Genomic DNA, 15,116 nt, shown 5'->3' with positions numbered 1-15,116 from the left:
ATTTTATCGTGTTGAAAGAACTCATCTCAATAACATCATTTGCTTCTGTTTCTGCCTTAGGAAGTACTCCTGAGAAAATTTGGGAGCACTATCTAAATAATCAACATTTTTTAAGTTTTAAAGACTTTGAAGATTCCAAAGCATGGGTAGCACAATTACCTGATGAAGATAAACGTACTATTGAAGATATTAGAAACTCTGACAATAAATACAAAAATTTAGATCCGTCTGTTTTGTACACCCTTTTTGTTGCTAGAAAAGCAATGGAACAAACAAACTGGAAAGCTTCTGATAACTTTGGAATTAATATAGGTTCTTCTCGAGGAGCAACTTCTTTGTTTGAAAAATACCACAAGGAGTTTTTATCAACAAGAAAATCATCTACCCTGAGTTCTCCAACCACTACTTTAGGAAACATTTCTTCTTGGATAGCCCATGATTTACAAACCAACGGACCAGAAATTTCACATTCTATAACTTGCTCAACTGGGCTACATTCTTTATTAAATGGAGTTGCTTGGTTACAATCAGGAATGTCAGAAAAATTCATGATTGGTGCTAGCGAAGCTTCACTAACTGATTTTACTATTGCCCAAATGCAGGCATTAAAAGTGTACTCTAAAGAAATTAATGAATACCCTTGTAAAGCTTTCGACCTTAACAAAACTAAAAACACCATGGTGTTGGGAGAAGGTGCTTCGGTATTTTGTTTAGAGAAAGGAACTAAAAAAAACGCTTTGGCTTTTATTGAAGGAGTAGGATATGCTACTGAAGTTTTGAAACATAATACTTCTGTAACAACAGATGCAGAATGTTTTCAAAAATCAATGAAAATGGCTTTAGGAACAATTTCTCCTAATGAAATAGATGCTATTGTAATGCATGCTCCAGGAACCATTAAAGGAGATCAATCAGAAATTAATGCGATTCAAAAAGTATTTTGTAACAAAACTCCTTTTTTAACTACTAATAAATGGAAACTTGGTCACACTTTTGGTGCTTCTGGCTTGTTAAGTTTAGAGTTAGCAATGTTAATGATACAACATCAACAAGTAATTGAAGTTCCTTTTGCTGAACCTCAACAAACTCCAAAGAAACTCAATAAAATACTAGTAAATGCTGTTGGTTTTGGTGGAAATGCAGTTTCTGTTTTAATAACAAAATAAAAATTGTCGATTTCAGGCAATTTATATACTTTTAGCACTCATTTAAATAATTGCTTTATGATGGAATGGTTTTCTGAATTAACCTCTTTTCAACAAGTTTATTGGGGAATAGCAGGTATTTTTACACTAATCTTTGTTTTTGTACTTATTGGTAGTTTTATAGGTGCCGATGCCGGTGATATTGGTGACATTGATACTGAAATAGAAGCCGATACTGGCGCTGGGTTTCAATTTTTCACGTTTAAAAATATGGTGGCCTTTTTCACCATCTTTGGATGGAGTGGTATTGCTAGTATGGATGCTGGTTATTCAAATATAGCTACACTTTCCATTTCTATTATATGTGGATTGTTAATGATGACTATAATGGCTACCCTATTCTACTACATTAGTAAACTAACAGATAGTGGTACCCTAAAAATGAAAAATGCACTGAATCAAATAGGTGAAGTATATTTAACCATAGGAGCTAATCGCTCTAAAATGGGTAAAGTACATATTAAAGTACAAAATTCGCTTCGAGAACTAGACGCCTTGACAGATAATGATACTGACTTAACACAAGGAATGGTTGTTAAAGTAATCGAAGTAACTTCAAATGGAATATTAATCGTTGAATCTCAAAAATAAAAATTGACTATGTTAAAATTTACATTATTACAAATTGATGGCTTTGGGTTTGCAGGCCCTATTGGACTTGTTATTGCCATTCTATTTATTTTTATCTTACTAATAACTTTAATAAAACGCTATAAAAGATGTCCTTCTGACAGAATCTTAGTTGTATATGGTAAAGTTGGTGGCGGACAATCTGCTAAATGTATTCATGGTGGTGCTGCATTTATCTTTCCTGTAATTCAAGACTATGAGTTTTTAGACTTAACACCAATTTCTATCGAAGTAAACTTGGTAAATGCACTTTCTAAACAAAACATTCGTGTAAACGTGCCTTCACGTTTTACCATTGGGGTTTCTACAGAACCAGGAGTAATGCAAAATGCTGCCGAACGTTTACTTGGTTTAGCAATGAACGACGTTCAAGAATTAGCCAAAGAAATTATTTTTGGCCAGTTACGTTTAGTGGTTGCTTCAATGGATATTGAAGAAATTAACTCTGATAGAGATAAATTTTTAACCAACATATCACAAAGTGTAGAATCAGAATTAAAAAAAGTTGGTTTAAAATTAATCAACGTAAACATTACTGATATTGTTGACGAATCAGGATATATTGAAGCATTAGGTAAAGAAGCTGCTGCTCATGCAATCAACGCCGCTCGTAAATCGGTTGCTGAAAAAAACAGAGATGGTTCTATTGGTGAAGCAAATGCTGTACAAGATGAAAGAACTCAAGTAGCTGCCGCTAATGCACAAGCTGTAGATGGAGAAAACACTGCAAAAATTGCTGTTGCAAACTCTGACTCATTACGTCGTCAAAGAGAGGCTGAGGCAGAAAGAGTAGCTATTGCTTCTGAAAAAGTGCAATCAGCAAAAGCTTTAGAAGAATCGTATGCTGCCGAGAAAGAAGCTGAAATTGCCAGAGCTGAAAGAGAGCGTTCTTCACAAATGGCAGATGTAATCGTTCCTGCTGAGATTGATAAACGAAAAGTAGAAATTGATGCAGAGGCAGAAGCTGAAAGAATTCGTAGAAAAGCAAAAGGTGAGGCAGATGCTATCTTATTCAAAGCACAAGCAGAAGCTCAAGGTTTATACGAAGTATTAACCAAACAAGCAGCTGGTTTAGATCAAATAGTTCAAGCCGCTGGTAATGACTCTCAAAACGCTGCTTTATTATTAATTGCTGATAAATTACCTGAATTGGTAAAGTTACAATCTGAAGCAATTAAAAATATTAAGATTGATAAAGTTACAGTTTGGGAAAATGGTGGAGGTAAAGACGGAAAAACATCTACTTCAAACTTTATTTCTGGAATGTACAATGCAGTACCCCCATTACAAGAAATGTTCAATATGGCAGGTATGCAATTACCCGATTATTTAAAGGGGAAAGAGCTTCCTAATGATGACTCAAAAATAATTGAAGAAGACAATTCTTCTTCCGAATAAAAATAAGACTCATAAAATTCCGCTTTCGAAGCGGAATTTTTTATTTTTACCACCACAAACAACTCGAATTTATGACTGAAATTAGACACGATTGGACGAAAGAGGAAATTCTAGAAGTATACAACAAGCCTTTAATGGAGCTTTTGTACGAAGCTTCAACTATGCATAGAAAATACCACGACCCAAACACCGTACAGGTAAGTACCTTAATTTCTATTAAAACTGGTGGATGCTCTGAAGACTGTGGATATTGTCCGCAAGCAGCACGTTATCATACCAATGTTGAAGGAAATGATTTGATGACTGTAAACCAAGTTAAGGCACAAGCTTTGCGTGCAAAAGAAGGTGGTTCATCAAGAGTTTGTATGGGAGCAGCTTGGAGAAATGTAAAAGACGGACCAGAATTTGACCAAGTGTTAGAAATGGTACGCACTATTAACAAGCTAGACATGGAAGTTTGTTGTACGTTAGGAATGGTAACTGAAAACCAAGCAAAGCGTTTAGCTGAAGCTGGTTTATATGCTTACAACCATAATATTGATACTTCTGAAGAATATTACGATGATGTAATTTCTACACGTGCATTTAAAGATAGAGTAGACACTATTGAAAACGTACGTAAAACAAATGTAACTGTTTGTTCTGGAGGTATTATTGGTATGGGAGAATCGTTAGAAGATAGAGCTGGAATGCTTGAAACTTTAACTCGTTTTTCTCCACACCCTGAGTCTGTGCCTATTAACGCATTAGTAGCAGTAGAAGGTACTCCATTAGAGGAGCAGCCTCCTGTAAACATTTTTGAAATGGTTCGTATGGTAGCTACTGCTCGTATTGTATTGCCAGACTCACAAGTACGTTTATCAGCAGGTAGAACACAAATGAGTAGAGAAGGTCAAGCAATGTGTTTCTTTGCAGGTGCTAACTCAATTTTTGCAGGAGATAAATTATTAACTACTCCAAACCCTGACATTAACGAAGACATGAAGATGTTTGAAGATTTAGGTTTAAATACACAGAAGCCTTTCTTTAAACATGAGCAAAGAGAGTCTGTTGAAGCTAAAGATTCTCAATACGAAGCCTTAGGTGAAAAACCTAAATGGACGAGACCTGATCATAAGATTGAGCGTAACGAACAAAAAAAGCAAGAGGCTAAAGAAGTAGGAGCTTAATTAAATAAAAAGTAACCATCAAATTAATTTGATGGTTACTTTTTTATCATTTTAATAAATAGTTCCATTCCTTGTCTGCTTTCTGACGAGTTATAACAAGGCTCCATACTTCCTTTAAAATACGGTGTAAAATATTCTTCATACTCTCTTTTACTCCCTCCAAAAGGTGGATGGTCTTCATTTAGTACTGCATCAAATAATAAACCTACTAGTTTTCCACTACCGGTTAATAATTCACTTACTTTTTGCACATACTTTGGTCGTAGTTTAGGGTTAATAGCGCAGAAAAAAGTTTGTTCTATAATTAAATCAAAAACATTTTCTAATTCAAAAAAATCAGCGTGAATTAAATTTTCCTTCGGGAAGCTAGGAACCCTATTTCGTATTCTCTTTAAAGGTTCTTCAGCAATATCAACTACAAAAACATTATTGAATCCTTTATTAAATAAATATTCCGCTTCGTATGAGTTTCCTCCTCCTGGTATTAAAATCCGAATACTTTTATCTTCTAATTGGTTAAAATATTCTTTTAACGGATTTGCAATCTCTCCTAAATCCCATCCTGTTTTATTATGTAGGTATTTATTGTTCCAAAACGTCTCGGATAGTTCTATCATCTATTTTAACTTTTATCTCGCAAATTTAGGAATAAAGTGTCGTAACCTTTTCTTAACTTTGCTTCTCGTAAAAAATTGAATGTATGGGATTACAGTTGCAACAAATAGACAGGGTAGAAACCATTACTAAAGAAGATTTTATAAAAAATTACTTCAAACCTCAAAAACCTGTGGTTATTGAGCGTTTTATTGAAGATTGGCCAGCATATTCTAAATGGTCTTTAGAATATATGAAGGAAGTAGCAGGTGATAAAACTGTTCCATTATACGACGATAGACCTGTGGATTACAAAGATGGTTTTAATGAACCTCATGCAACCATGAAAATGAGTGAATATGTAGATTTACTAAAACGTGAGCCTACTAAGTTCAGAATTTTCTTGTGGAATATTTTAAAAGAAGTTCCACAATTACAGAAAGATTTTACTTTTCCTGACTTTGGTTTGCGCTTAATGAAAGGGTTACCAATGTTGTTTTTTGGTGGACGTGACTCATATACATTTATGCACTATGATATTGATTTAGCCAATATCTTCCACTTTCATTTTGAAGGAAAAAAGAAATGTATTTTGTTTGACCAAAAACAAAATAAGTTCTTGTATAAAATTCCTCATTCGTTAATTACTCGTGAAGACATTGATTTTAACGAACCAGATTTTGAAAAGTGGCCTGCACTAAAAAATGCAAAAGGGCATATTGCTGAACTTGAACATGGTAATGTATTGTATATGCCTGAAGGATATTGGCACTATATGCGTTATGTTACTCCTGGTTTCTCAATGAGTTTACGTGCTATTGCTCGTAATCCTAAAAACTTAGGAAAGGCTGTTTATAATGTTTTTATTATGCGTACGATAGATAATGTTATGCGCCGTATTAAAGGTCAAAAATGGATTGATTGGAAAAACGAACAAGCTGTTGTTAGAACTAATAAAGCTAATAATATTGCATCATAAAAAAAGCGCCGATTGGCGCTTTTCTTTTATCTTTATTTTCCAAAGAGTCTTTGAAAAAAACTTTTAGTTTTGGTTTTAGTCTCTTGAAATTCTTCGTTAGCATCTTCTGCAAAATCGGCTATATGTTCACTAGCTTCTCCCGCAACTTCTGAAGCCTTTTCAGTTATATTTTCTAATACCTCTTTAGCTTCGTTTGTTAATTCGTTCGCTTTTTCCTTAGTTTTTTGAATTGATTCATCGGAAATAATTTCTTCAACTTTTTCTTTTACATCTTCAACTATATCTACCAAATGCTCACCTGTTTCTCCAGCTAACTCACTAGCCTTCTCTGTTATGTTATCCATAACTTCTTTAGCTTTATCTAAGTTATCCTTTGAGTTTTTATCGTTAGACATAGTGTAAGTATTAAAAAAGAATGTTTAGAACCAACCTTTTTGGTTTACTTGATAAGTTTCAATAAACTCTTCATCAGATTTTGTTAAATAGATGATTCCTTCAATAAAAGGAATAATTCCTGCTAATCCACAAGTTATAAAAGTAGCTACAATTTGTATGATTCCTTCTTTAGTATAACCTAAAATAAACTTATGTATTCCTATCGAACCTATTAAAATTGCTAAAATACCTGCTAACACACGTTTACTTTCTTGATTAGGAACAGTATTCCCATTTTCATCAATTACATTCATTTTTTTTATTTATTATTTATTAGACGGTGCTAAATTTATAAAAAAGCTTCGTCTTTTGGCTCCCATAACTCAATTTTATTTCCGTCTAAATCTACAACCCATCCAAACTTTCCATAATCGTACTCTTCTACTTTGTCCATAACTGTAACTCCATTTTCTTTCAACTCTTCCAACAACTCTACTAAATTTTCTACTCGATAGTTAAACATAAAGTCTTTTTTAGATGGTTCAAAATAGTTAGTGTCTTCTGCAAACGGACTCCATTGGGTAGACGCTTTTTTTCCTTCATTATCTTTCCACCAAAAGGTACAACCCCAATCATCTGTATTAAAACCTAGGTTATTTTTATACCATTCTTTTGTTGCTTTTGGATCTTTTGTTTTAAAAAAAACTCCTCCTATTCCTATTACTTTACCTTTTTTCTTCATTTTATTTCATTTTTAAGACTGATTCATAAATAGAAATCCATTCATCTACAGTCATTTTTGCACATAAATCTGTAATTAATCCATATGGAATATCATCTAACTTTTTAAAACGAATACAGCTCTTTCCCATATCTAGTTTTCTTTTTGAATATTTAGGATATTCTGCTACAAACCAATCATATAATTCTTTTTTAGCATAAATCCCGCTATGATATAAGTTGATTGAGTTTTTTGTGAAGCCAAATTCATAAAAGGAAGTGGTAATTTAGGATCACAATGATAGCCATCAGGATATTTTGAATGTGGAACATAATACCCAATCATGTTATAATTAATTCCTTCTTCAAATCCTTCTGGCAAGTTTTCCTTGATAAGATTACTAAGCTTTTGTAAAATTTCTTGGCGTTCTTCTGGAACTTGAGAAATATACTCTTCTACTGTTGATGCTTCATATTTCATGCTACATGAATTTGAAGCATCAAGTTAGCAAAATTTTTCTTTAATTTTATCTACAATAGTTTGCGCTAGCTTTTCTTTACTTTCTATGGTCCAACCTGCAACATGAGGAGAAAGCAACACGTTTTCTGCATTAATTAAATATCGTAATGCTGTTGGCATTCCTTCAACTTCTGGATTTTCTTGATTTGTAAATAGGTTTTCAAACGATTTTTTCTCGTATTCTAATACATCTAACCCTGCTCCTAAAACTTTTCCTGACTCTAAAGCTATTACTAAATCTTTTGTCACTACTGATTTTCCTCGAGCTGTATTTAACAACCAAAATGGTTTTGAAAAACCATTAATAAAGTCTGAGTTCACCATTTTCATGGTAAGTTCTGTTTGTGGGGTGTGTAAACTTAAAACATCAGCTTTTTCTTGTAATTCTTTTAAAGAAACTTGTTGAGCATTTTCATCACCTACATCTGGTTTAATATCGTAGCAAATCACTTCAACATCGAAACCTCTAAGTTTTTTGGCAAAAGCTTTCCCCATATTACCATAACCGATGATTCCAACAGTTTTTCCATCTAATTCTATCCCTCTATTTTCTTCTCGTAACCATTTACCTTCTCGTACTTCTTTATCTGCTTTATTAAGCTTATTAAATAAAGAAAGTAGCATTCCTAATGTATGTTCTCCTACTGCATTTCGATTTCCTTCTGGTGCTGATATTAAGTGTACTCCTTTCTTTTCTGCATAATCACAATCAATATTTTCTAAACCAGCTCCTACTCGCCCTATAAACTTAAGGTTTGTTGCTTTATCTAAAAATTGTTTATCTATGGTAAATCGACTACGAATAACAATTCCATCGTACAAATGAATTTTATCCTCTATTTCTGTTTTTGAAGAAGTGTAATCTTCAAAATTTTCAAAACCTAAATTCTTTAGTTGATTTATTAAAAGAGAATGATTTGTATCTAAATGAAGTATTTTCATTTTTAAAAATATATTCTAAAATAAAAAAGCCTTCCAAAGGAAGACTTTTACATTAATATTGTTCTTCTTCGTTTGGAAAATCTTGACTTTTTACGTCAGTAATATACTGCTCAAAAGCATTAGTCATTTCTGTATGTAAATCTAAATATCTACGTAAAAAACGAGGATTAAACTCATGTGTCATTCCTAACATATCATGCATCACTAAGACTTGTCCATCAACACCTCCTCCTGCTCCAATTCCTATTACTGGAATCGTTAAAGCTTCCGCTACTTTTTGTGCTAAACTTGCTGGAACTTTTTCTAATACAATAGCAAAGCACCCTAACCTTTCTAGCATTAAAGCATCTTTCATCAACTTTTCTGCTTCTTCTTCCTCTTTTGCTCTTACTGTATAAGTTCCGAATTTATAAATAGACTGTGGAGTTAATCCTAGATGCCCCATTACAGGTATACCAGCGTTTAAAATTCTTTTAATAGAATCTTTTATTTCTTTTCCTCCTTCTAATTTTATAGAGTGTGCTCCACTTTCTTTCATAATTCGAATAGCAGAACGTAATGCTTCTTTAGGGTCTGATTGATAGCTACCAAAAGGTAAATCAACCACTACTAAGCAACGATCAATTCCTCTTACTACAGAGCTTGCATGATAAATCATTTGATCTAATGTAATAGGTAATGTAGTTTCATGACCCGCCATTACATTTGACGCTGAATCTCCCACTAAAATTACATCTATTCCTGCACCATCAACAATTTTTGCCATGGTATAGTCATAAGCTGTAAGCATTGAGATTTTCTCTCCATTTGCTTTCATTTCAACAAGAGATTTAGTGGTAATTCTTTTATATTGTTTTTTTGCTACTGACATTTCTTTTGTTTTATGGATTGTAAAAATACATAATTATTCAGTGGTTTTATTTATTATGAACCTTTAAGCCTTTCGTTTTTTACTTTTTTAACCTCGTTAATCTTCTGTTAATTAAACTTTATCCGTTTATTTTTTTAATAGTTTTACCTAGCTAAACTAAACTAACATGCAAAAGATTTTCACTTTACTAATCGTTTTTGTTCTTACAACTGTGGTAAGTGCACAAGAAAACTCAGAAAAAAAAGCCATTAAAAACACTATTGAAACCTTTTTTGAAGGATTACATAAAGGTGACAGTACATTAGTAAGTTCTACTCTTAATTCTACAATTAACATTCAAACTACTTTTACAAATAAAGAAGGTAAAAAAGTTTTAGTTACCGAAAGTAAAGCCAAACTACTTACTAATATTGCTAATAAAAAACCTGAACATACTTATTTAGAGAAATTATTATCATGGGATATTAAAGTGGATGGTAATTTAGCTTCTGTTTGGACACCTTATGAGTTTTATTTTAACAATGAGTTTAGTCATTGTGGAGCAAATTCTTTTCAGCTTTTTAATAATAATGGAAAATGGGAAATCATATACTTAGTTGATATGAGACGTAGAGATAATTGTAAAGCTCTTAAGCAGTAATCTTTATGAAAAAAATTGGATTTCTTTTTTTATTTATTTCCTGTTTTGGTTTTGCTCAGAAGCCTCAATTATTCCTTCCTGAATTATTTAATGGACTGCCTAATATCAGGGATTTTTCGATGAATAAAAACCAAAATGAATTTTATTTTACTGTTGAAAGTTATTTAAAAGAATACTCTTTTATTGCCTATTCAAAAAAAGTAAACAATACATGGCAAAAGCCTAAAGTTATAAGTTTTTCTGGTCAATATAAAGACTTAGAGCCTTTTCTATCTCCTAACGGCTTAAAACTTTTTTTTGCTTCTAATAGAAAGAATAATGATTCAGGAGAGGTAAAAAAAGATATGGATATTTGGTATGTAACACGAAAATCTTTATCTGATAATTGGTCTAAACCTATAAGTGTTGGCTCAACAATCAATACTTCTGCTAATGAATTTTACCCTTCAGTAACAGAAAAAGGTGATTTATTCTTCACAGCAGAGTATGAAAATTCTAAAGGCAAAGAAGATATTTATGTAAGTAGGCTTGTGGATGGAAAATATACTACACCTGTTTCTCTTGGCTCTGGTGTAAACTCTGATAAATACGAGTTTAATGCCTTCGTCGCTCCAGATGAAAGCTTTATAATTTTTACTTCATACGGAAGAAAAGACGATTTAGGTAGAGGTGATTTATACTTAAGTAAAAAAGGAAATAATAACGAATGGTTGCCTGCTAAACACTTAACTAACCTCAATTCAAAAAAACTGGATTATTGTCCTTTTGTAGATCTTACAAATAATAAAATTTACTATACAACTAGCAGAAGTGCTATCACAAATAAATTAAATGAAAAGAAAAGCTTTGAAGAAATAATTAATTTTATTAAAAACGCCCCCAATGGACTAAGTAGAGTTTACGTTACTTATTTCCCCAAAAAATAACTTATCTTTGATTTAATGAATCTAACAAATCCATCAAATACTTTATCTCCTGATAAATGGGTAGACAATTACGCTGATTACCTGTTTAATTATGCTGTTGTGCGCGTAAACAACTCTAATGTTGCTAAAGATTTAGTACAAGAAACTTTTTTTGCAGGGTTAAAGTCTGCAAAGAATTTTGAAGGAAAATCTACAGAACGAACATGGTTAGTTTCAATTTTAAAAAGAAAAATAATAGATTACTATCGAAAAATAAACTCAAAAAAAGGACAAGCTGAAGTTAGAATGAGTTTTTATGATAGTGGTGAAAACGAGGGAAGTTGGATTGAAGAACGAGTGCCACAAACTTGGGGTAATGATGCTGATAAGGATATTGAAAATGAAGAATTAAAAGATCAATTAGATAGATGTATTGATAACCTTCCTGAAAAATATGCTATGGTTTTTAAAATGAAAACCATACAACAGTTTGAAACTGAAGATATTTGTAAGGAGCTAAATATTTCTCCGTCAAACCTATGGGTTATCATTCATAGAGCTAGAACACAATTAAGAGGCTGTATGGAAAAAAATTGGTTTAATAAGTAAAATACAATGTTTAAATTTTTTAAAATTACATGTGATGAAGCCACAACCATTTGCGATAAAAGTCAATATGGAGAAGCTTCGGTATATGAAAAATTACAACTTAATTGGCATTTGTTTGTGTGTAAAGTATGTGCTTTATACTCTAAACAAAACAAGAAGATGTCACAAATTTTGAAAGTAAAAACTAATAACTGTAATAAAGATAAAGCTTGCTTGTCAAGCAAAGACAAAGAAGAATTAAAAGAACAATTAAGTAAACTTAATTAAACAATTTTGGTTTTTAAAAAAAACCATTTTTTGATTTTTTGTTAGATTGAAACGGAATTTATTATAGCAATAAATTCCGTTTTTTTAATTTTGTACACTAAAAACAACTTACATGCACTTTTTACCTGAAGAATTAGATAATTATGTTGTTAAACATTCTCAAGCTGAACCAAAAATACTACAAGAACTAGGTAGAGAGACTTGGCAAAAGGTTTTAAACCCTCGTATGTTAAGTGGGGCTTTTCAAGGAAGGGTTTTATCTATGATTTCAAAATTAATTCAGCCCAAATCAATTTTAGAAATTGGTACTTACACTGGGTATTCTGCTTTATGTTTAGCTGAAGGATTACCTAAAGAAGGAAAACTTTATACAATTGATAAAAATGAAGAATTGGAAGAACTTCAATATAAGTACTTTCAAAAATCTGATTACAAAGACCAAATAACACAATATGTTGGTAATGCTATAGATATTATTCCCACTATCGATTCTAAATTTGATCTAGTATTTATAGATGCTGACAAGTCTAATTATGTAAATTATTTTCATCTGATCATTGAAAAAATGAATAAAGGAGGGGTAATTTTATCTGACAATGTCTTATGGAGTGGAAAAGTTGTTGAAGAACTAGATCCTAAAGATACCGATACTAAAGTTCTTTTAGAGTATAATAGACTTTTAAATGAAGATAGTCGCTTAGAAACGGTATTACTACCTATACGAGACGGATTAACTATTAGTAGAGTTATTTAAAAAGAAAGAGCAAACCTTTGGTTTGCTCTTTCTTTTTAAATATAGTTTTAATTGTAAATTAATCTTTCTACTACAAATAATTCTTTTTCATAGTCTTTAATAAAAGCATCTATTTGTTCTTTTTTTGTTCCAGGAACACAAATAATGTGTGCCATTTCGTTTTCTGATGCTAATTGATACTTTTTACATAAAGCTTCAGAAGGTTTCTCTAAAACTACTGTAAGCGCCTCATTATTTCTCCATGTTTTAACTCCTATCTCTTTTAACCTTTGCTCTGTATACGCTGCTAATTCTTGAGACTTTCTAGCTCTTGTAATTAGACCTTCTTTCCCGTATTTTTCAATAAAAGACCATAATAATAATGGCGTTAATCCATTTCTTGATCCTGTTATCGTTGTATCTAAAGTTCCAACGTAAGAAACTGAGTTTACAATTCTATCTCTGTGTTTTCTTTTTGCTAAAACAATTCCACAGGGTATTGGTCCACCAATAAATTTATGTCCAGATATAGAAATACTATCAATTCCCTCAGCAAAATCAAACTTTGGTTTTGGATCAACAAAAGGGGCAATACAGCCTAAAAATGCTGCATCACAATGGATATAATAATCTTTAATAGCATATTTTTTGATAATGCCTTTAATTTTATCTAAATCATCTACAGCTTCAGTCATTGTTGTTCCTATATTTAAAAAGAAAACTGCTGGTTTATCTCTATGAAGAGTTATAAGACTTTCTAAATCATCATAATCAATCTCACCATTATCTTGACTTCTCACTACTATATTCTTTAAATTTAGTAGGTGTAAATTCTTTTTAACACTATAATGTGTAGACTCGCTATAATATACTACAGGATTATTAAAACTTTCTCTAGCCAAATACAGGCCATAAAGATTTCCTTCTGTTCCTCCATTCGTAACATACCCCCATACTTCATTAGTTGAAGATGATAATATATCAGCAAAAAAACTGATAACTTCTCTTTCTATATCTTTCGTATCTATTGATAATGTTGAAGGAGATTCTGGATCCCCGACATTATTGATACATAAATTTAAAAAAGGTGCAAATTCACTGTAGTTAAAATCTTTTGCTAAAGGGTATCCTAAAAAATTAGATGAAGCCTCACTAATTCTGTCATAAATTTCTTTTATTCTACTCATGATTACCTGTTTTTAAATAGTATTAAATTACTTAACAAATATATTATTAAAGTATAAAAAACTACATTAACACCATCATTAAAGAAAAAATACCTATTTTTAAATTTTAAAAAGATTAAATTTCTATTTAATTTCTAAAAATCACTTTAAAACAGAAAAACATACCATGCATCAACTAGATAGTGTAGATAAAAAACTTTTAGAAGAACTACAAAAAGACTGTAAGCAATCTATAAAACAACTAGCCTACAAAGTAAATCTATCTATAACGCCTACTCATGAGCGTGTAAAGAAGATGGAAGCTAACGGAATAATAGATAAATATGTTGCTTTAGTAAACTTAGAAACAATTGACAAAAGTTTAATTGTTTATTGTCAAGTCACCTTAGTAAAACATCAAGAAAGTGCTTTTAAAGAGTTTGAAGATTATATGTCTAAAATAGATGAAATCGTAGAAGTCTCTTACATAGCTGGTGTTTATGACTTCTTATTAAAAGTTGTTTTAAAAGACATGAACGAATATCAAGATTTTGTATTGAAAAAGTTATCGCAATTAGAAGTAATTTCGAACATTCAAAGCTCGTTCGTAATGAAGCAAGTAAAAAATACTACAAAAATAAAATTGACATAGTATGTAAGAACTATGTCAATTTTATTTGATTTAACGGCTTCTTTTTATAGGGCCTGTAAAATCATCAATATTATCTTTTACTTCGTTAATTTCGTTGTTTATATCTTTAACAAAATCTGTATCTATACCTTGATTTTTTGCACTGTCATTAATCTCTCGTTTAATGTCATTTGTTGCATCTTTAATTTGGCGCATACCTTTTCCTAGTCCTCTTGCTATTTCAGGAATTTTATCCGCTCCAAACAACATGACTACGATTAACAAGATTACAAAAATCTCTGGTCCTCCAATAAATAAAAATATTCCATTCATCACTGCAAAGATAGTTAAATTCAATGTCCTATACTTTATTGAATAAAAAAAAGCAACCAAATTTGGTTGCTTTTTATTTTATAATGATAAAATGTATTAGTCTGCAAGAATAATTACTTTATTATCTTTCATTTCTATAGTTCCTGATTTTATTTTTAAAGTCAAAACTTTATCATCTTCAGGTAACCTTTCGATGCTTCCATGTAAATCATCAAAAACTAAATGCTCTTGAGTATGTACATGTACTTTTACTCTTCCTTCATTTAAAATAGACACCACCGGTGCGTGATTATTTAACATTTGGAATTCTCCATTTACACCTGGCACTACTACTGAATCAACTTCAGATGAAAATAAGATAGCTTCTGGTGTTACAATTTCTAAATACATACTTTAATGCTTTAGGCTTTAAGCTTTTGCTTAAGGCAA

Annotated in this window: 20 protein-coding genes and 1 pseudogene; 11 read left to right on the top strand and 10 right to left on the bottom strand. The window is 31.4% G+C overall.

Annotated elements, in window-relative coordinates; all coding sequences use genetic code 11:
• The first annotated feature begins 11 nt into the window (after positions 1-11).
• The 4 genes from C8N27_RS15010 (at position 12) to bioB (ending at position 4,402) form a co-directional block, all read left to right on the top strand.
• A complete protein-coding gene (locus C8N27_RS15010) occupies positions 12-1,166 on the top strand; it encodes a beta-ketoacyl synthase N-terminal-like domain-containing protein (RefSeq protein WP_121148544.1) in 1,155 nt (384 codons plus the stop codon).
• Positions 1,167-1,223: 57 nt separating this feature from the next.
• On the top strand, positions 1,224-1,796 hold the full coding sequence (locus tag C8N27_RS15005) for a hypothetical protein (RefSeq protein WP_121148542.1): 573 nt from the start codon (positions 1,224-1,226) through the stop codon (positions 1,794-1,796).
• Between the two features lie 9 nt (positions 1,797-1,805).
• Entirely contained in the window at positions 1,806-3,233 is a 1,428-nt protein-coding gene (locus C8N27_RS15000) for a flotillin family protein (protein ID WP_121148540.1), read from the top strand.
• A 71-nt stretch (positions 3,234-3,304) separates the two neighbouring features.
• Positions 3,305-4,402 (top strand): biotin synthase BioB, encoded by a 1,098-nt coding sequence (bioB, locus tag C8N27_RS14995; RefSeq protein WP_121148538.1) that lies wholly within the window; start codon positions 3,305-3,307, stop codon positions 4,400-4,402.
• Between the two features lie 35 nt (positions 4,403-4,437).
• Here the strand turns inward: bioB and C8N27_RS14990 are convergent, their stop codons facing one another.
• Positions 4,438-5,019 carry a methyltransferase domain-containing protein gene (locus C8N27_RS14990; RefSeq protein WP_121148536.1) on the bottom strand — a complete coding sequence of 194 codons (582 nt, stop codon included), beginning with the start codon at positions 5,017-5,019 and terminating at the stop codon, positions 4,438-4,440.
• Between the two features lie 83 nt (positions 5,020-5,102).
• Here C8N27_RS14990 and C8N27_RS14985 point away from each other — a divergent pair, with 83 nt between their 5' ends.
• A complete protein-coding gene (locus C8N27_RS14985; protein ID WP_121148534.1) occupies positions 5,103-5,975 on the top strand; it encodes a cupin-like domain-containing protein in 873 nt (290 codons plus the stop codon).
• 32 nt (positions 5,976-6,007) lie between these two features.
• Here the strand turns inward: C8N27_RS14985 and C8N27_RS14980 are convergent, their stop codons facing one another.
• The 6 genes and pseudogenes from C8N27_RS14980 to panB all read right to left on the bottom strand — a co-directional run bounded on the left by C8N27_RS14980 (position 6,008) and on the right by panB (position 9,403).
• On the bottom strand, positions 6,008-6,370 hold the full coding sequence (locus tag C8N27_RS14980) for a hypothetical protein (protein ID WP_121148532.1): 363 nt from the start codon (positions 6,368-6,370) through the stop codon (positions 6,008-6,010).
• A gap of 24 nt (positions 6,371-6,394) precedes the next feature.
• Positions 6,395-6,664 carry a TM2 domain-containing protein gene (locus C8N27_RS14975; protein ID WP_121148530.1) on the bottom strand — a complete coding sequence of 90 codons (270 nt, stop codon included), beginning with the start codon at positions 6,662-6,664 and terminating at the stop codon, positions 6,395-6,397.
• A gap of 35 nt (positions 6,665-6,699) precedes the next feature.
• A complete protein-coding gene (locus C8N27_RS14970) occupies positions 6,700-7,092 on the bottom strand; it encodes a VOC family protein (RefSeq protein WP_121148528.1) in 393 nt (130 codons plus the stop codon).
• 1 nt (position 7,093) lies between these two features.
• Positions 7,094-7,551 (bottom strand): annotated as a pseudogene (locus tag C8N27_RS14965) (DUF1801 domain-containing protein).
• A gap of 24 nt (positions 7,552-7,575) precedes the next feature.
• Complete coding sequence (locus C8N27_RS14960; RefSeq protein WP_121148526.1) at positions 7,576-8,532, bottom strand: 2-hydroxyacid dehydrogenase; 957 nt, start codon at positions 8,530-8,532, stop codon at positions 7,576-7,578.
• 52 nt (positions 8,533-8,584) lie between these two features.
• Positions 8,585-9,403 (bottom strand): 3-methyl-2-oxobutanoate hydroxymethyltransferase, encoded by an 819-nt coding sequence (panB, locus tag C8N27_RS14955; RefSeq protein ID WP_099214705.1) that lies wholly within the window; start codon positions 9,401-9,403, stop codon positions 8,585-8,587.
• 166 nt (positions 9,404-9,569) lie between these two features.
• Here panB and C8N27_RS14950 point away from each other — a divergent pair, with 166 nt between their 5' ends.
• The 5 genes from C8N27_RS14950 to C8N27_RS14930 all read left to right on the top strand — a co-directional run bounded on the left by C8N27_RS14950 (position 9,570) and on the right by C8N27_RS14930 (position 12,578).
• Positions 9,570-10,043, top strand: coding sequence for a nuclear transport factor 2 family protein (locus C8N27_RS14950; RefSeq protein WP_121148525.1), 474 nt, complete (start codon positions 9,570-9,572; stop codon positions 10,041-10,043).
• Between the two features lie 5 nt (positions 10,044-10,048).
• A complete protein-coding gene (locus tag C8N27_RS14945) occupies positions 10,049-10,969 on the top strand; it encodes a TolB family protein (RefSeq protein ID WP_121148523.1) in 921 nt (306 codons plus the stop codon).
• A gap of 15 nt (positions 10,970-10,984) precedes the next feature.
• Positions 10,985-11,557 carry a sigma-70 family RNA polymerase sigma factor gene (locus C8N27_RS14940; protein WP_099214708.1) on the top strand — a complete coding sequence of 191 codons (573 nt, stop codon included), beginning with the start codon at positions 10,985-10,987 and terminating at the stop codon, positions 11,555-11,557.
• A 6-nt stretch (positions 11,558-11,563) separates the two neighbouring features.
• Positions 11,564-11,824, top strand: a complete 261-nt coding sequence (locus C8N27_RS14935) for a hypothetical protein (protein ID WP_099214709.1) — start codon at positions 11,564-11,566, stop codon at positions 11,822-11,824.
• A 112-nt stretch (positions 11,825-11,936) separates the two neighbouring features.
• Positions 11,937-12,578 (top strand): O-methyltransferase, encoded by a 642-nt coding sequence (locus C8N27_RS14930; RefSeq protein WP_121148521.1) that lies wholly within the window; start codon positions 11,937-11,939, stop codon positions 12,576-12,578.
• Between the two features lie 47 nt (positions 12,579-12,625).
• Here the strand turns inward: C8N27_RS14930 and C8N27_RS14925 are convergent, their stop codons facing one another.
• Complete coding sequence (locus C8N27_RS14925) at positions 12,626-13,744, bottom strand: histidine decarboxylase (protein WP_121148519.1); 1,119 nt, start codon at positions 13,742-13,744, stop codon at positions 12,626-12,628.
• A gap of 166 nt (positions 13,745-13,910) precedes the next feature.
• On the opposite strand from C8N27_RS14925, the gene C8N27_RS14920 reads away from it, so the two are divergent.
• Entirely contained in the window at positions 13,911-14,375 is a 465-nt protein-coding gene (locus tag C8N27_RS14920) for an Lrp/AsnC family transcriptional regulator (RefSeq protein WP_121148517.1), read from the top strand.
• A gap of 30 nt (positions 14,376-14,405) precedes the next feature.
• On the opposite strand, the gene C8N27_RS14915 is transcribed toward C8N27_RS14920, so the two are convergent.
• Positions 14,406-14,687, bottom strand: a complete 282-nt coding sequence (locus tag C8N27_RS14915; RefSeq protein ID WP_028892145.1) for a Sec-independent protein translocase subunit TatA/TatB — start codon at positions 14,685-14,687, stop codon at positions 14,406-14,408.
• Positions 14,688-14,783: 96 nt separating this feature from the next.
• Positions 14,784-15,077 carry a FoF1 ATP synthase subunit delta/epsilon gene (locus tag C8N27_RS14910; protein WP_028892144.1) on the bottom strand — a complete coding sequence of 98 codons (294 nt, stop codon included), beginning with the start codon at positions 15,075-15,077 and terminating at the stop codon, positions 14,784-14,786.
• Positions 15,078-15,116 lie beyond the last annotated feature (39 nt).

Source organism: Tenacibaculum discolor, assembly GCF_003664185.1.
GTDB classification, from domain to species: Bacteria; Bacteroidota; Bacteroidia; order Flavobacteriales; family Flavobacteriaceae; genus Polaribacter; species Polaribacter discolor.
Note: the sequence above shows the minus strand (reverse complement) of the source record. Positions and strands in the feature narration are given on the sequence as shown.

What these genes read in the sequence shown, in the direction of transcription:
- C8N27_RS14945 (WP_121148523.1), top strand. Translation starts at nt 10,049, where the DNA reads ATGAAAAAAATTGGATTTCTTTTTTTATTTATTTCCTGTTTTGGTTTT.
- C8N27_RS14940 (WP_099214708.1), top strand. Translation starts at nt 10,985, where the DNA reads ATGAATCTAACAAATCCATCAAATACTTTATCTCCTGATAAATGGGTA.
- C8N27_RS14970 (WP_121148528.1), bottom strand. Translation starts at nt 7,092, where the DNA reads ATGAAGAAAAAAGGTAAAGTAATAGGAATAGGAGGAGTTTTTTTTAAA.
- C8N27_RS15000 (WP_121148540.1), top strand. Translation starts at nt 1,806, where the DNA reads ATGTTAAAATTTACATTATTACAAATTGATGGCTTTGGGTTTGCAGGC.
- C8N27_RS14910 (WP_028892144.1), bottom strand. Translation starts at nt 15,077, where the DNA reads ATGTATTTAGAAATTGTAACACCAGAAGCTATCTTATTTTCATCTGAA.
- C8N27_RS14930 (WP_121148521.1), top strand. Translation starts at nt 11,937, where the DNA reads ATGCACTTTTTACCTGAAGAATTAGATAATTATGTTGTTAAACATTCT.
- C8N27_RS14980 (WP_121148532.1), bottom strand. Translation starts at nt 6,370, where the DNA reads ATGTCTAACGATAAAAACTCAAAGGATAACTTAGATAAAGCTAAAGAA.
- panB (WP_099214705.1), bottom strand. Translation starts at nt 9,403, where the DNA reads ATGTCAGTAGCAAAAAAACAATATAAAAGAATTACCACTAAATCTCTT.
- C8N27_RS14935 (WP_099214709.1), top strand. Translation starts at nt 11,564, where the DNA reads ATGTTTAAATTTTTTAAAATTACATGTGATGAAGCCACAACCATTTGC.
- bioB (WP_121148538.1), top strand. Translation starts at nt 3,305, where the DNA reads ATGACTGAAATTAGACACGATTGGACGAAAGAGGAAATTCTAGAAGTA.
- C8N27_RS15005 (WP_121148542.1), top strand. Translation starts at nt 1,224, where the DNA reads ATGATGGAATGGTTTTCTGAATTAACCTCTTTTCAACAAGTTTATTGG.
- C8N27_RS14925 (WP_121148519.1), bottom strand. Translation starts at nt 13,744, where the DNA reads ATGAGTAGAATAAAAGAAATTTATGACAGAATTAGTGAGGCTTCATCT.
- C8N27_RS14985 (WP_121148534.1), top strand. Translation starts at nt 5,103, where the DNA reads ATGGGATTACAGTTGCAACAAATAGACAGGGTAGAAACCATTACTAAA.
- C8N27_RS14950 (WP_121148525.1), top strand. Translation starts at nt 9,570, where the DNA reads ATGCAAAAGATTTTCACTTTACTAATCGTTTTTGTTCTTACAACTGTG.
- C8N27_RS14960 (WP_121148526.1), bottom strand. Translation starts at nt 8,532, where the DNA reads ATGAAAATACTTCATTTAGATACAAATCATTCTCTTTTAATAAATCAA.
- C8N27_RS14920 (WP_121148517.1), top strand. Translation starts at nt 13,911, where the DNA reads ATGCATCAACTAGATAGTGTAGATAAAAAACTTTTAGAAGAACTACAA.
- C8N27_RS14975 (WP_121148530.1), bottom strand. Translation starts at nt 6,664, where the DNA reads ATGAATGTAATTGATGAAAATGGGAATACTGTTCCTAATCAAGAAAGT.
- C8N27_RS14915 (WP_028892145.1), bottom strand. Translation starts at nt 14,687, where the DNA reads ATGAATGGAATATTTTTATTTATTGGAGGACCAGAGATTTTTGTAATC.
- C8N27_RS14990 (WP_121148536.1), bottom strand. Translation starts at nt 5,019, where the DNA reads ATGATAGAACTATCCGAGACGTTTTGGAACAATAAATACCTACATAAT.